Origin of the sequence: Spirillospora sp. CA-294931 (assembly GCF_050946795.1) — a bacterium.
In the GTDB taxonomy this organism is placed as follows: domain Bacteria; phylum Actinomycetota; class Actinomycetes; order Streptosporangiales; family Streptosporangiaceae; genus Spirillospora.
The window spans coordinates 5,031,449-5,045,547 of the sequence record NZ_CP192006.1; the positions used below are offsets into that span (position 1 = coordinate 5,031,449).

The window sequence follows — 14,099 nt, forward strand, 5'->3', positions numbered from 1 at the left end:
GTCTCAGCGGGTGAAGGCGTCGAGGATGCGTTGGGCGGCCAGGGCGGGAGTGAGGGTGCCGTCGGCCACCTGGGCCTCCAGGGCGGGTGCCAGGTCGCGGACGGCCGGGTGCGCGTGCAGGTCGGTCAGGAGGCGGTCGCGGACGACGGCCCAGGTCCAGGCGATCTGCTGGGTCCGGCGGCGGGAGTCGAGCTCCCCCGACTCGCGGAGGCGGTCCTGGTGGGCGACCAGGTGCTGCCAGACGGTGTCGAGGCCGGTGTTGTCGCGGGCGCTGCAGGTGAGCACGGGGATGTCGTGGGCGCGTTCGTCGCTGCGCAGCAGGCGCAGGGCCCCGGCCAGCTCGCGGGCGGCCTTCTTGGCGTCCATCTCGTGGGGACCGTCGGCCTTGTTGACGGCGATGACGTCGGCCAGTTCCAGGACGCCCTTCTTGATGCCCTGGAGCTGGTCGCCGGTGCGGGCGAGGGTGAGGAACAGGAAGGAGTCGACCATCTCGGCGACGGTGGTCTCGGACTGGCCGACGCCCACGGTCTCGACCAGCACGACGTCGTAGCCCGCGGCCTCCATGACGACCATGGCCTCGCGGGTGGCCTTGGCCACGCCGCCGAGGGTGCCGGCGGTGGGCGAGGGGCGGATGAAGGCGCGCGGGTCGACGGCCAGGCGCTGCATGCGGGTCTTGTCGCCGAGGATGCTGCCGCCCGACCGGGTGGACGAGGGGTCGACCGCGAGGACGGCGACCTTGTGGCCCTCGGCGGTGAGGTTGGTGCCCAGGGCGTCGATGAAGGTGGACTTGCCGACTCCGGGCACACCGGTGATGCCGACGCGGCGGGCGTCGCCCGCGTGCGGGGTGAGCTCGACCAGCAGCCGCTGGGCCAGGTCGCGATGGTCGGGACGGGTCGACTCCACGAGCGTGATCGCTCGGGCGACCCACGCGCGGGAGCCGTCCCGCACGCCCTTCACGTAATCGTCCAGGCCGTGCTTCACGCCGTCGAGTGTCCCAGCTTCGCGGCGAGCTCGGTCAGCAGTCCGAGGGCCGCGTCGGCCAGGACGGTGCCGGGCGGGAAGATCGCCGAGGCCCCGGCGGCGCGCAGCTCGTCGAAGTCCTGGGGCGGGATCACCCCGCCGACGACGATCATGATGTCGTCGCGGCCGAGGTCAGCCAGCTCCCGGCGCAGGGCCGGGACGAGGGTGAGGTGGCCGGCGGCCAGGGAGTTGACGCCGACGATGTGGACGTCGGCCTCGACCGCCTGGCGGGCGACCTCGCCCGGGGTCTGGAACAGGGGGCCGACGTCGACGTCGAAGCCGAGGTCGGCGAAGCCTGTGGCGATGACCTTCTGGCCGCGGTCGTGGCCGTCCTGGCCCATCTTGGCGACCAGGATGCGGGGACGGCGGCCCTCGGCGTCCTCGAACGCGGCGGTCGCGGCCCGGGCCTTCTCGATGGCCGACACCCGTCCTGCCTCCTCGCGGTACACGCCCGAGATCGTACGGATCTGCGCGGCGTGGCGCCCGTAGGCCCGTTCCAGCGCGTCGGAGATCTCGCCGACGGTGGCCTTGGCGCGGGCGGCGCCGATGGCCAGGGTGAGCAGGTTCTGGTCCAGGCCGGGGGCGCGGGTGCCGTTCTCGGCGGCCTCGGCGGCGCGGGTGAGGGCGTCCAGCGCGGCGAGGGTGGCGGTCTCGTCGCGTTCCTCGCGCAGGCGGCGGAGCTTGTCGATCTGCTGGGCGCGGACGGAGGCGTTGTCGACCTTCAGAACCTCGATGTGCTCGTCGGCGTCCGGCCGGTACTTGTTGACGCCGATCACGGGCTGGCGGCCGGAGTCGATGCGGGCCTGGGTGCGCGCGGCGGCCTCTTCGATGCGCAGCTTGGGCAGGCCCTCGTCGATGGCGCGGGCCATGCCGCCCGCCTCCTCGACCTCCTGGATGTGGGCCCAGGCGCGGCGGGCCAGGTCGTAGGTGAGGCGTTCGACGTAGGCGCTGCCGCCCCACGGGTCGATGGTGCGGGTGGTGCCCGACTCCTGCTGGAGGAGCAGCTGGGTGTTGCGGGCGATGCGGGCGGAGAAGTCGGTGGGCAGCGCCAGGGCCTCGTCGAGCGCGTTGGTGTGCAGCGACTGGGTGTGGCCCTGGGTCGCGGCCATGGCCTCGACGCAGGTGCGGGCGACGTTGTTGAAGACGTCCTGGGCCGTGAGGGACCAGCCGGACGTCTGGCAGTGCGTGCGCAGGCTCAGCGACTTGGGGTTGCCCGGGTCGAAGCCCTTGACGAGCCTGGCCCACAGCAGCCGGGCGGCGCGGAGCTTGGCGACCTCCATGAAGAAGTTCATGCCGACGGCCCAGAAGAACGACAGGCGCGGCGCGAACGCGTCGACGTCCAGGCCCGCCTCGCGTCCGGCCCGGATGTACTCCACGCCGTCGGCGAGGGTGTAGGCCAGCTCCAGGTCGGCCGTGGCCCCGGCCTCCTGGATGTGGTAGCCGGAGATGGAGATGGAGTTGTACTTCGGCATCCGCTGGGAGGTGAACGCGAAGATGTCGGAGATGATCCGCATCGACGGCACGGGCGGGTAGATGTAGGTGTTGCGGACCATGAACTCCTTGAGGATGTCGTTCTGGATGGTCCCGGCCAGCGCGGCGGGCTCCACCCCCTGCTCCTCGGCGGCGGCGATGTAGAGCGCCAGCACCGGCAGGACGGCGCCGTTCATGGTCATCGACACGGTCATCTTGTCGAGCGGGATGCGGTCGAACAGCTGCCGCATGTCGTAGATGGAGTCGATCGCGACCCCGGCCATGCCGACGTCGCCGGCGACGCGGGGGTGGTCGGAGTCGTAGCCGCGGTGGGTGGCCAGGTCGAAGGCGACCGAGAGGCCCTTCTGCCCGGCGGCCAGGTTGCGGCGGTAGAAGGCGTTGGACTCCTCGGCGGTGGAGAACCCGGCGTACTGCCGGATCGTCCACGGCTGGGTGGCGTACATGGCGGGGTAGGGGCCGCGCAGGTACGGGGCGATGCCGGGCAGGGTGCCGAGGAAGTCGAGCCCCGCCAGGTCGTCGCCGGTGTAGAGGGGGCTGACGCCGATGCCTTCGGGGGTGTCCCAGATCTGCGCCTCGGGGTCGCGTCCGGTCGCCTCGGCGACCGCCGCGCGCCAGCGCTTGGCGGCGTCGCCCGCGGCGACGGGCGGGCCGAGCTCGACCTCGAAGAAGTCGGGGATCATCAGCGCACTCCCAGATCGTGGAGGGTCGTTTCGAGCACCTCGACCGCGTCGCATCCGGCGTGGACGCGGCCGTCCACGCCGTCGAAGGAGCCCTTGCCCGCGAGCCACACCCTGGCGGCGCCCGCGTCCTTGAGGGTGCGCGCGGCGTCCTCGGCCCGCTCGCCGTAGAGCCGGTCGCTGGAGCACAGGCAGGCGACGGACGTGCCGGAGGCGGCGAACTCGGCGGGCTCCCCGGTGACGGTGGCGATGCCGCCCGCCTGGAAGAGGTTGGCGGCGAACGACGCCCGCGCGGTGTGGACGGCGACCGGCCCGAGCGTGGCCAGGAACACGGTGGGACGCGAACCGGTGGCCTCGGCGTGCGCGTCGGCGCGGTCGCGGAGGGCCTCGAAGTCCTGCGCGTACCGGACGACCGGCAGCCCGCCCCCGGGCGGCTCGGGCGCGGGCGGGCGCTCGGGGAGCTTCTCGACCGGGTTGGCGAACTCGCTGACCCCGGTCAGCGGCGCCGCGCGGCGGGCGATGTCGCCGCGGCGGCGTTCCCAGGTGGCGGCCAGGCGCCCGGCGACCAGGCCCGAGTCGAGCGCGGCGGCCAGGCCGCCCGCCCGCTCGATCTCGGTGAACCAGGCCCAGGCGGCCTCGGCGAGGTCTTCGGTGACGCGCTCGACGTACCACGAGCCGCCCGCCGGGTCGACGACCCGCGCGAGGCTCGCCTCCTCCATCAGCAGGGTCTGGGTGTTGCGCGCGATGCGGCGGGAGAAGCCGTCCGGCAGGCCCAGGCGCGCGTCGAACGGCTGGACGGTGACCGCGTCGGCTCCCCCGACCCCGGCGGCGAACGCGGCGACGGTGGTGCGGAGCATGTTCACCCAGGGGTCGCGGCGGGTCATCATCGCCGAGGACGTGACCGCGTGGATCCGCGCGGTGCCGTCGGCGGCGCCGGACACCTCGGCGACCCGCGTCCAGAGGCGGCGGGCGGCGCGCAGCTTGGCGACCGAGAGGAACTGGTCGGCGTTGACCGCGAACCGGAACTCCAGCTGGCCGAACGCCGCGTCGACGGTCAGGCCCGCCTCGGTCAGCGCGCGCAGGTAGGCGACGCCCGCCGCGACGGCCGCGCCGAGCTCGTCGGCGTCGCTCCCGCCCGCGTCGTGGTGGGGGGTGGCGTCGACCGTGATCGCGCGCAGGCCGGGGAACTCGCGGGCGCACCGGACGGCGAGCGCGGCCGCCGTGTCGAGCGCGGCGGGTTCGCCGGTGCGGGCGCGCAGCCCGAGCGGGTCGGCGCCGAGGTTGCCCTTGGCGTCGCGCCGCTGGCCGCGCTCGGTGACGAGCGCGAGGAACGCGTCGGCGGCCTCGGGGGTGGCGGAACCGGCGTCCAGGACGACCGGCGCCAGGTTCAGGTGGACGCCGCGCAGCGCGTCCGCGAGCGAGGCGACGGGCAGGCCCGCGGGTCCCAGCACCAGCCAGGACGAGGTCGCGCCCGTCTCCAGGTCGGCCAGGATCGCCTCGCGGATGGCGGCGGGGTCGGGGTGGGCGTGGCGCTGGCGGACGTCCCACCCGGCCAGGCCCTCGCCGTCCGGACGGACCTCGCGCACGTAGGGCGCGAGCCCGGGGCGCCCGGGGGCGGTGTCTTCGGCGGTGTAGAGGGCGGCGATCGGGACGCCCTCATAGGAGTCATGCGTCAGCAGGGCGTCGATCTCATCGAGCGGAGTGTCGTCGGTCGCCGCGCCGGACTTGCGCAGCACTCCCCGCACCATCTCCCGCCACCGGTCGCGCTCGGCCGGGGGGAAGGCGGCGGCCAGTTCGAGTTCCTCAGGCGGCACCGTCATGCCCAGGATGGTAAGGCGTGCGCATACATCAGATTCGCGGCAGGGTCCCTCTGGCCGGTCCCCCTATGACCTGAGCCACATCTCCTTCGCACGTCCGGGAGCAATGTCCAGACTAGTCGCCGTCACGCCTTTTCTACCCGCCACCCTGGATCTGCGGTCGCGCCGGGCATTGCTAAAGTTGCGCCCAGCCGGTCCGACGAAGGTAGAGGGAACAAGAAATGTCGAGTGGAAGCCACGCGGGACGTCCGAAGTCCTGGGTCGCGGTAGCCGTGATCTTCGTCGGGTTCACCGTCGGCGGCGTGGCGCTCTGCCTCGGGCCCAACTGGCCGATGTTCTGGGGCGGCGCGGCCGTGATCGCGCTGGGCGGCGTCATCGCCTTCGCCGTCGACATCATGACCGACGTCGTCGTGGACGAACCCCGGCAATGATCTTCAAGCGCCCCCCGATCGAGGAGCGGATCGCCGCTCGGCAGCGCGAGCGGGGGCCGCTGAAGCCGGTCAGGCACTTCGAGCACGCGCCGGCGCGGACGCTGTTCTACTTCGGGGTCGCCGTCGTGGTGATCTCCCATTTCGTCGCCCTGTCGATGTATTTCTTCCTGCCCGGGCACTGATTTCGGGGCCGTCCGCTCGATCATCGATCGTTTGCCCGCGCCTTCTCGGGGAAGATGCCCTCCGGGCACGCCGCGGCGGTTCCGCCGGATCGGCGAAACCGCACGGCCGCCCGGACGAGGTGGTGGGATGGCCCTCAGATTCGGTGTCGAGGAAGAATATTTCGTCGTCGATCCGGGTTCCCGGTCGGTCGTCCCCCGCGCGGGCGACGTGGTGCGCCGCGCGGCGGAGACCCTGGGCGAGCGCGCCTCCACCGAGCTGATCAGCTTCCTGGCCGAGGCCAAGACCTCGCCCTGCGACGACCTCGACAAGATGACCGAGCAGATCCGGGCGATGCGGGCCGCGATGGCCGGGGCCGCCGCGGACGAGGGCGTCCGGCTGGCCGCGACCGGTTCCCCGGTGCTGGGCGAGCTGACCCCCGCCCCGATCTCCGCGGGCGCCCGCTACGCCGACAGCCTGGCGACCTACCGGGGCCTGGACGACGAGCAGTGCATCTGCTCCTGCCACGTCCATGTGGAGATGCCCGACCGCGCCAAGGCGGTGCGGGTGAGCAACCATCTGCGGCCGTGGCTGCCGACGCTGCTGGCGATGGCGGCGAACTCGCCCTACTGGGCTGGACGCGACACCGGGCACGCGTGCTGGCGCGCCATGTCGTGGGCGCGGTGGCCGGTGGCCGGCCCCCCGCCCTACTTCGAGTCGCTCGCGCACTACGAGCACCTGGTGGGGACGCTGCTGGGCTGCGGCGCCCTGATGGACACCGCGACGATCTTCTGGGACGTCCGGCCCTCGGAGCGGCTGCCGACGCTGGAGGTCCGCCTGGGCGACGTGGCGCTGACGGCGGACGAGGCCGCGCTGTTCGCCGCGCTGGTGCGGGCGCTGGTACAGGTGTGCCTGTCGGCCGTCGAGGCCGGTGATCCCGGCCCCAACCCCACGCCCGAGGTGCTGCGGGCGGCGTACTGGCTGGCCGCCAGGGACGGGCTGGCCGGTACGGGCGTCGACGTGCTGACCGGGCGACCGGCCTCCTTCCGCGAGCTGGCCGGCGGACTGGTCGACCACGCCGCCCCCGCGTTGCGCGACCACGGCGACCTCGATCGGGTGACCGAGGGGTTGCGCGCGCTGGCCGACCGCGGCACGGGCGCCGAGCGCCAGCGCGCGGCCTACCGCGGTCGCGGGCTCCTCAGCGACGTCGTCGATCTGGCGCTGCTGACCCCCGGGGAGCACGACGGCTGACCTCGGGGACTCAAAACTCCCACCACATGGCATTGTTTCCATCTATTTCGGACGGGTAGTCGTTCTGGCGTAATGCTTGCCAGCCGCCAGGAGACCGCAGCGATGACGCCGCGTCGCCCACCCCAGGCGATGTATCCGGCCGTCGCCCTATCCGCGGTACGCCGGTGAACGCGGCGCCCGGCGCCTCGGCGGACCCGAGCTTCGTCCATCCCGCGCTGTTCTACCGCGACCGCGAGGAGTACCTGCGTGGCACCGTGCCGTTCGTCCGCGCCGGTCTGGAGGCGGGCGAGCCGGTCGCCGTCGCGGTCCCCGGCCCGCAGCTGAAGCTCCTGCGGGACGCGGTGGGGGACGGCTCCGATGTCCTGTGGCAGGACATGCACGAGGCGGGCCGCAACCCAGGACGGATCATCCCCGGCGTCCTGCGCGCCTTCGCCGACGGGTTCCCGCACAACCGGGTACGGATCATCGGCGAGCCGATCTGGCCCGGACGCTCGGCGACCGAGTATCCGGCGTGCGCCCAGCACGAGGCGCTGATCAACCTGGCGTTCGAGGGCCGCGCGGTGACGATCCTGTGCCCCTACGACGCGGCCGGCCTCGAACCCGGCGTCCTGGCCGACGCCCGCGCGACGCACCCGACGCTCATCGACCACGAGGGCACCCGCGAGAGCCCCGAGTACGCGCCCCACAGGGTGATCGACGACCAGAACGTCGCCTTCCCCGCGCCGCCGCGCGTTCCCGGCCTGATGTTCGATCTGGAGTCGCTCCCCCGCGTCCGCGCGTTCGTCTGCGGGCGCGCGGCCGAGCGCGGCCTGGGCTCCGAGCGGGTGAGCGTGCTCGAACTCATCGTCAACGAGCTGGCGTCCAACTCCGTCCTGCACGGGGGCGGCACCGGGACCGTCCGGCTGTGGGCCGAGCAGGGGCACATCGTCTGCGAGGTCAGCGACACCGGACGCATCGCCGATCGCCTGGCCGGGCGCCGTCCGGTGAACCTGGGCACCAAGGGCGGCCGGGGCATGCTCCTCGTCAACCACCTGGCCGACCTGGTGCGGATCCACACCGGGCCCGCCGGCACCACGATCCGCGCCTACATGCGGCTTCCGACCGGGTCTTCCTGATCGTCCCGCCGCCGCTCGACCGGAGCGGGAGCGTCCCCTTCGACGCTGGTGGACCGGGTCGTCACCCAGACGGCGACGATCACCAGGGCGCAGCCCCCGAGCTGGAGGAGGGTGGGGCGCTCGGCCAGCAGCGCCGCGCCCAGCAGGACGGCCAGGATGGGCTGCAGGAGCAGGAGCGTCCCGCCGGTCTCGGTCCTCATGCGCGGGAGGGCGGCGCCGATCAGGAGCCAGCCGCAGACCTGGCCGGACATCGCCAGCGCGGCCAGCCAGCCCAGCGCGGGCCAGCCGGGGGTCACGTCGACCTCGCCCGCCAGGCCCGACATCGCGCCCGCGGCGACGGTGGCCAGCAGGAGGGGCCGGAAGCGGTGGTCCTGGTCCCGGCCGTTGACACGGGTCAGGAAGAGGTACCCGGCGTACAGGACGCCCGCGCCCGCTCCGTAGGCGATGCCCGCGAGGGAGTCGGCGCCCAGGGTCCGCGCGCCCGCGAACGCCACCCCGACCAGCATCAGCGGGAGGGCCAGCGCGAACCTCCGCCCGGGACGCTCTCGGAACACGATCAGGGCCAGCAGCGGCAGGACCACGACCTGGACGTTCACCAGGACGGTCGCCATGCCGGCGCCCACGCGGTTGATGGCCTCGCCCCAGAACACCAGATCCAGGCCCAGGAACGCGCCCGCGAGCAGGTCGAGCCCGGGACGGCGGCGTCCGCCCTTCTCCCGCAGCGCCAGGGGGATGAGGATGGGGAGGGCCAGCAGGCAGCGGTAGAACGCGGCCGTGCCGGCCTCGACCCCGGAGACGCGCACGAAGATCGCCGACAGGGAGAGGAAGGCCGCTCCGGCGATCGCGAGCAGGCGAGGGTCGATACGCTCCATGCCTCCACGATGCCGAGCCGGTGCTAATTAGCACAAGCGAATGTTTTTCAACAATATTCGGTAGTATCCCTACTGTGATGAACCTCGATCGCCTGCGCGCCCTGCACGCGGTGTCGGTGCACGGCTCGGTGGCGGGCGCCGCGCAGGCCCTGCACGTGACCCCGTCCGGGGTGTCGCAGCAGCTCGGCAAGCTCGAACGCGAGACCGGCCACCCGCTGCTGGAGCCCGACGGGCGCGGGGTGCGGCTCACCCGGGCCGGGCATGTGCTGGCCGGGCACGCGGCGCGGGTGCTGACCCAGCTCGCGGCGGCCCAGACCGAGCTGGACGGGCTGAGCGGGTCGGTGGCGGGCCCGGTGCGCATCGGCGCCTTCGTCACCGCCGCGCGCGCCGTCCTGCCGCCCGCGCTGACCATGCTGCGCGAGCGCCACCCCCGCCTAGCACCGATCTTCCAGGAGGGCGAGGCCGACCACGTCCTTCCGGCGCTGGTGCGCGGCGACCTCGACCTGGGCCTGATCGAGAGCTGGGACACGCTGCCGGTCCAGGTGCCCGCCTCGATCTCGCTCCAGCCGCTGCTGCGCGACGTCATCGACGTCGCGATCCCGTCGCGGCACCCGCTGGCGCGCCGCCGCGTCGTCGACCTGGCCGAGGTCGACGACCTCCCGTGGGCGACCTGGACGGCCGACACGACCTGCCAGGAGCAGCTGATCCAGACGCTGCGCGAGCGCAACGTCGAACCCGAGGTCGCCTGCACGGTCGCCGACTACCCGACCCAGCTGGCGTTCGTCGCGGCGGGGCTGGCGGCGGCGCTGGTCCCCAGGATGGGCCGCGACCCGCTCCCCGACGGCGTGAGCGTCCTGGCCACGCGCCCGGCGGTGCACCGCAAGGTCTACGCCGCCTGGCGCGCCGACGCCGACCGTCCGGCGATCGGCGCCTGCCTGGAGGCGCTCGACACCGTCGCGCAAGGCATCCCGGCTTGACATGATCGAGTCTCGGAGCGCTGAGGAGACCACCGCATGATCTTTGTGACGGGTGCGACGGGCCACGCGGCCGCCGAGGTCGTCCGCGAGGTGTTCGCGGGATGAGCGAGGCGATCGTCGTTGGGGCCGGGCCCAACGGGCTGGCCGCCGCTGTCACGCTGGCGCGCGAGGGCGTCGAGGTGACCGTGCTGGAGGCCGAGGACGCCATCGGGGGCGGCACCCGCAGTGGCCAGGCCACCGTCCCCGGCCTGTTGCACGACCATTGCGCCGCTGTGCACCCGATGGGCGTCGGGTCGCCGTTCCTGCGCTCGCTCGACCTGGCCGCGCACGGCGTCGAGTGGGCGTGGCCCGAGGTCGACCTGGCGCATCCGCTCGACACCGGCGAGGCGGGCGTGATGACCCGCTCGATCGACGACACCGCCCGCCACCTGGGCTCGGACGGGCCCGCCTGGCGGCGCGTCTTCGGCCCGCTGGCCGAGGGGTTCGACGCGCTGGCCGAAGACATCCTGCGGCCGGTCGTCCACGTGCCGCGCCACCCGTTCCGCCTGGCCCGCTACGGGCTGGGAGCGGCGCGGCCCGCGTCGCTGATGGCGCGGCGATGGCGCACCGACCCGGCCCGCGCGCTGTTCGCGGGCGCGGCCGCCCACGCCTTCCATCCGCTCTCGGCCCCGATGAGCGCGGCGATCGGGCTCATGATGGTCGCCTCGGGCCACCGGCACGGCTGGCCCGTCGCGCGCGGCGGTTCGGCGACGATCACCACCGCGATGGCCTCGATCCTCACCGGCCTGGGCGGCACGATCGAGACCGGCGCGCGCGTCCGGACGGTCGCCGACATCCCGCGCGCCGGAGCCGTCCTGCTCGACCTGACACCGAAGGCGGCGGCCGACCTGCTCGGCGACCGCCTCCCGGCGCACGTCCGGCGCGCCTACCGCCGGTACAAGCCGGGCCCCGGCGCGTTCAAGGTCGATCTGGCCGTCGAGGGCGGCGTCCCCTGGACCAACGACGCCTGCCGCAAGGCCGGCACCCTCCACCTGGGCGGGACGTTCGAAGAGGTCGCCGCCGCCGAACGCGACATGTACCGGGGACGGATGCCCGAGCGGCCCTTCGTCCTGGTGGCCCAGCAGTACCTCGCCGACCCGGGACGTTCCGTCGGCGACGTCCACCCGGTCTACGCCTACGCCCACGTCCCGCACGGCTACCCCCACGACGCCACGGAGGCGGTGCTGGCGCAGATGGAGCGGTTCGCGCCGGGCCTGCGCGAGCGCGTCGTGGCCGTGGCGTCGCGGTCCACCGCCGCGATGGAGAGCTACAACGCCAACTACGTGGGCGGCGACATCATCACCGGGGCCAACACGGCGCTTCAGCTCGCCATGCGTCCCCGGGTGGCCCTCGACCCGTACAGGACGGGCATCCCGGGGGTCTACCTCTGCTCGGCGGCCACTCCGCCGGGGGCGGGCGTCCACGGCATGTGCGGGCACAACGCCGCCCTCTCCGCCCTGCGCCGCCTCCGGCGCTGACGGCGCTTACCAAGTATTGCGATCTCATGCGCTCCCGTTTGCCGACCGGTTCCTACAGTGACAAGACGGACAAACGCGACAATCAGGCGGGTGAGATGAGCGATCAGGCGACCGTCGCGCGGAACCTGGAGGCGTTCCGCGAGCGCGACCGGTCCTGGAACGCCAGGGCAAAGGACTTCATCGACGCGCATACCGTCGACGTCGTCGTCCACCGGCCCGGGTCCCGCGAGCCCACGCGCGGCAACCGGGCACACTGGGAGGAGATGGAGGCGCTCTGGGACGCCTTCACCGACGTCACGATCGGCCCGGTGGGGCCCGACGGCTCGCCCCGCTACGGGACCCAGTTCGGCTCGGGCGACGTGGTGTGCGCCACCAGCGTGGTCAGCGGCACCCACGACGGCGAGCTCAACCTGTTCGGCAAGCTGATCCCGCCCACCGGCAGGCGCGTCGAGATCACCCTGTGCACCGTGGCCCGCTTCGAGAACGGCAAGATCGCCGAGGAGCACCTCTTCTACGACCTGATGCTCCTGGCCAAGGACCTGGGAGTCTGGCCTCCCGACTAGCCCGGCCTCCCCGCGCCCTGCCGGGCGGTGCCCGCCCCGCGACGGCACCACCCGGCGGGCCGGTCTCAGGGCAGGTAGGTGATGTCGGGGTGGGCGGGCGAGGCCCGGTGCAGGACGCGGTCGTCCCTCCCGCGCAGATGGCGGTCGAAGAAGGCGTTCAGGAAGGCGTTCTGCGAGCGCAGGGCGCGGTCGGGACGGACGGTGCCGACCAGTGCGTCGCGGCGCTCGATGCCCGGGACGCGGTGGGTCAGCCAGATGTAGTCGCCGAGGGCGTGCCAGCGCGAGCTCTGGAGCTGGACGTTCAGCTTCCAGCCCGTGAGCTTGGGCCAGAAGGCGCGCCAGCCCGCGTCGGCGACCCGGTTGCCGATCTCGTCGTCGGCGTTGAGCTCGGTGGTCGACAGCAGCATGTAGGGCTTCTTCACGCCCGTGTGGACGATGGGGCTCCAGTCGTCCTTCTCGGTGCCGACCAGGTCGGTCAGCCCGGCCACGGCCTTCACCCGGCGGTCGGTGCGGGTGAGCTCGAGGCCGGGGACGCTGCCGCCCACGTGGCCGTAGACGCCGGTGCGGCGCAGGTCGAACGCTCCGCGCGTGCCCGCGGGGAGGGCGCGCTTCCCGTGGTCGGGGTTGCGGCCCGCGTCGAGGTCGGCAAGACGGTCGATGACGAAGCGCAGGTCGTCCACCCGGACCTTGGTCATCTTCTTCGCGTCGGGCGGGTTCGGGCTGCCCGGAGCCAGCCGGATGGGCTCGACGCGCCCGCCGGGGAACTCCACGCCGAACGCCTCGTGGGTCGACTCCGTCGTGACGACGATGTAGCCGTGGCTGGCCAGGTCCTCGGCCTGGGCGGTGCCGTAGTTGCGCATGCGCAGGTGCTCGGTCGAGTAGACCAGCACGGGGTGCTTCCCCCGCTCCATGGGCGCGCCCAGGTGGGCGTTGGTGAGGATCCCGGTCCAGTTCACCGCGCCGCTCGCCAGGCCGAACTCGCCCCGGGTGATGAACTGGTCGGCGGTCTTGGCGATCGCCGAGGTCATGTACGGCGCGCGCTTGTGGCCCGCCGTCGCAGCGGCCGGGTAGTAGACGCTGACCATCAGCTCCCGCTTGCCCGGCTTGGCCTGCGCGGGCCACGGCTCGTCCCGGTCCTTGTCGACCAGGTGCAGATCGATCTTGCCGACCTTCTCGGGCCCCGTCGGGGCGGGCATGCTCGGGGTGGACGGCGCCGTCGCGGCGGCCGGAACGGCACCGGCCTCGTCGTCGTTGGCGACGACCGCCGCGCTCACGGCCAGCCCGCCGACCACGGCGACGGCGAGCGGCAGGGACAGTCTCTTCATCGGCTCTCCTTCGAGTCGCCTCAAAGGTGGCAGCCACGCCCCGGGGCGCCCCTCCCCCGCGAAGCCATCCCGGCTCCCCCGTCCGGGGGAATCAGCCCGCGGCCAGAGCGCCCTCGATCCGGCGGACGGCGGTGGAGATGGCCAGGATCCAGGCGGGCAGCAGACCGCGGTCGAAGCGGGAGGTGGGAAGGGCCAGGGACACCGCGGCGGCGGGCGCGCCCTCCGCGTCGCGCACGGCCATGCCGATGGCGGTCAGGCCGGTCTCGGTGAGCTGGTCGTTGATGGCGAAGCCGCGGGTGCGGACCAGGCCGAGCTCGTGGCGGAGGGCGGCGTGGTCGACGCCCTCGAACCCGTCGTACAGGGCGGTCAGGCGCCGGGGCGGGAGGGCGGCGAGCATCGCGCGTCCGCCCGAGGCCAGATGCGCGGGCAGGGACAGGCCCTCGCGGTCGCACACGCGCAGGACCTGCTCGCACTCGACCGTGCCGATGAAGGCGATGTCGGTCCCGGTCAGGACCGACAGGTTGGCGGTCTCGCGCGTCTGGTCGACCAGCCACCGCAGGTGGGGACGCGCGGTGCGGCGCAACAGGGCGACCGGGGCCACCGAAGGCTCGACCGTGCGCAGGGCGCGGCCCGCGCGGTAGCGGCGGTCGGGGCCCTCCTCGGCGAAGTCGCGGTAGACCAGCATCGCCAGCAGGCGGTGGGCGGTCGGCTCGGACACGCCGAGCCGTTCGGCGGCCTCGCCCGCGCGCATCGGCCCCTCGCGCCGGAGCAGCGCGGCCAGCCGCAGGGCGTGGTCGACCGACCCGATCGCGTAGGCCGGCCTGTTTCTCACAGAAGGAGAAGCTATCCCGTTCTGGCCACCGGGATTACCCCTCCGGGTCCGG

13 protein-coding genes are annotated in these 14,099 nt (G+C 73.5%); 7 read left to right on the forward strand and 6 right to left on the reverse strand.

Annotated elements, in window-relative coordinates:
- Positions 1-3: 3 nt before the first annotated feature.
- Genes meaB through ACQPY4_RS22720 form a run of 3 tightly spaced genes read right to left on the reverse strand, consistent with a single transcriptional unit; the run spans position 4 to position 5,008 of the window.
- Positions 4-981, reverse strand: coding sequence for a methylmalonyl Co-A mutase-associated GTPase MeaB (meaB, locus tag ACQPY4_RS22710; RefSeq protein WP_433323749.1), 978 nt, complete (start codon positions 979-981; stop codon positions 4-6).
- A complete protein-coding gene (gene scpA, locus ACQPY4_RS22715; RefSeq protein ID WP_433323751.1) occupies positions 978-3,191 on the reverse strand; it encodes a methylmalonyl-CoA mutase in 2,214 nt (737 codons plus the stop codon). The genes meaB and scpA overlap by 4 nt, the downstream gene beginning before the upstream one ends.
- The gene (locus ACQPY4_RS22720) at positions 3,191-5,008 is read right to left on the reverse strand and encodes a methylmalonyl-CoA mutase family protein (protein WP_433323753.1); all 1,818 of its coding nucleotides are present in this window, start codon (positions 5,006-5,008) and stop codon (positions 3,191-3,193) included. The genes scpA and ACQPY4_RS22720 overlap by 1 nt, the downstream gene beginning before the upstream one ends.
- A 218-nt stretch (positions 5,009-5,226) precedes the next feature.
- Between ACQPY4_RS22720 and ACQPY4_RS22725 the strand changes: the two genes are divergently transcribed.
- From ACQPY4_RS22725 to ACQPY4_RS22740, 4 genes are all read left to right on the forward strand, one after another.
- Positions 5,227-5,436 carry an HGxxPAAW family protein gene (locus tag ACQPY4_RS22725; protein ID WP_433323755.1) on the forward strand — a complete coding sequence of 70 codons (210 nt, stop codon included), beginning with the start codon at positions 5,227-5,229 and terminating at the stop codon, positions 5,434-5,436.
- Positions 5,433-5,618 (forward strand): hypothetical protein, encoded by a 186-nt coding sequence (locus ACQPY4_RS22730; RefSeq protein ID WP_433323757.1) that lies wholly within the window; start codon positions 5,433-5,435, stop codon positions 5,616-5,618. The genes ACQPY4_RS22725 and ACQPY4_RS22730 overlap by 4 nt, the downstream gene beginning before the upstream one ends.
- A gap of 127 nt (positions 5,619-5,745) precedes the next feature.
- Positions 5,746-6,846 carry a carboxylate-amine ligase gene (locus ACQPY4_RS22735; protein ID WP_433323759.1) on the forward strand — a complete coding sequence of 367 codons (1,101 nt, stop codon included), beginning with the start codon at positions 5,746-5,748 and terminating at the stop codon, positions 6,844-6,846.
- Positions 6,847-7,010: 164 nt separating this feature from the next.
- Positions 7,011-7,961 (forward strand): anti-sigma factor RsbA family regulatory protein, encoded by a 951-nt coding sequence (locus ACQPY4_RS22740; RefSeq protein WP_433323761.1) that lies wholly within the window; start codon positions 7,011-7,013, stop codon positions 7,959-7,961.
- Here the strand turns inward: ACQPY4_RS22740 and ACQPY4_RS22745 are convergent.
- Positions 7,931-8,833, reverse strand: coding sequence for a DMT family transporter (locus tag ACQPY4_RS22745; RefSeq protein ID WP_433323763.1), 903 nt, complete (start codon positions 8,831-8,833; stop codon positions 7,931-7,933). The two genes, ACQPY4_RS22740 and ACQPY4_RS22745, sit on opposite strands and share 31 nt — an antisense overlap.
- Before the next feature lie 77 nt (positions 8,834-8,910).
- Between ACQPY4_RS22745 and ACQPY4_RS22750 the strand changes: the two genes are divergently transcribed.
- The 3 genes from ACQPY4_RS22750 (at position 8,911) to ACQPY4_RS22760 (ending at position 11,890) form a co-directional block, all read left to right on the forward strand.
- Positions 8,911-9,810: a LysR family transcriptional regulator gene (locus ACQPY4_RS22750; protein ID WP_433323765.1), complete on the forward strand. Its 900-nt coding sequence runs from the start codon at positions 8,911-8,913 to the stop codon at positions 9,808-9,810.
- Positions 9,811-9,911: 101 nt separating this feature from the next.
- Positions 9,912-11,327, forward strand: a complete 1,416-nt coding sequence (locus ACQPY4_RS22755) for a phytoene desaturase family protein (RefSeq protein WP_433323767.1) — start codon at positions 9,912-9,914, stop codon at positions 11,325-11,327.
- 95 nt (positions 11,328-11,422) lie between these two features.
- Complete coding sequence (locus tag ACQPY4_RS22760) at positions 11,423-11,890, forward strand: ester cyclase (RefSeq protein WP_433323769.1); 468 nt, start codon at positions 11,423-11,425, stop codon at positions 11,888-11,890.
- Positions 11,891-11,955: 65 nt separating this feature from the next.
- Here the strand turns inward: ACQPY4_RS22760 and ACQPY4_RS22765 are convergent, their stop codons facing one another.
- Positions 11,956-13,215 carry a hypothetical protein gene (locus tag ACQPY4_RS22765; RefSeq protein WP_433323771.1) on the reverse strand — a complete coding sequence of 420 codons (1,260 nt, stop codon included), beginning with the start codon at positions 13,213-13,215 and terminating at the stop codon, positions 11,956-11,958.
- Positions 13,216-13,306: 91 nt separating this feature from the next.
- Positions 13,307-14,047: an IclR family transcriptional regulator gene (locus tag ACQPY4_RS22770; RefSeq protein WP_433323773.1), complete on the reverse strand. Its 741-nt coding sequence runs from the start codon at positions 14,045-14,047 to the stop codon at positions 13,307-13,309.
- Between the last annotated feature and the right edge of the window lie 52 nt (positions 14,048-14,099).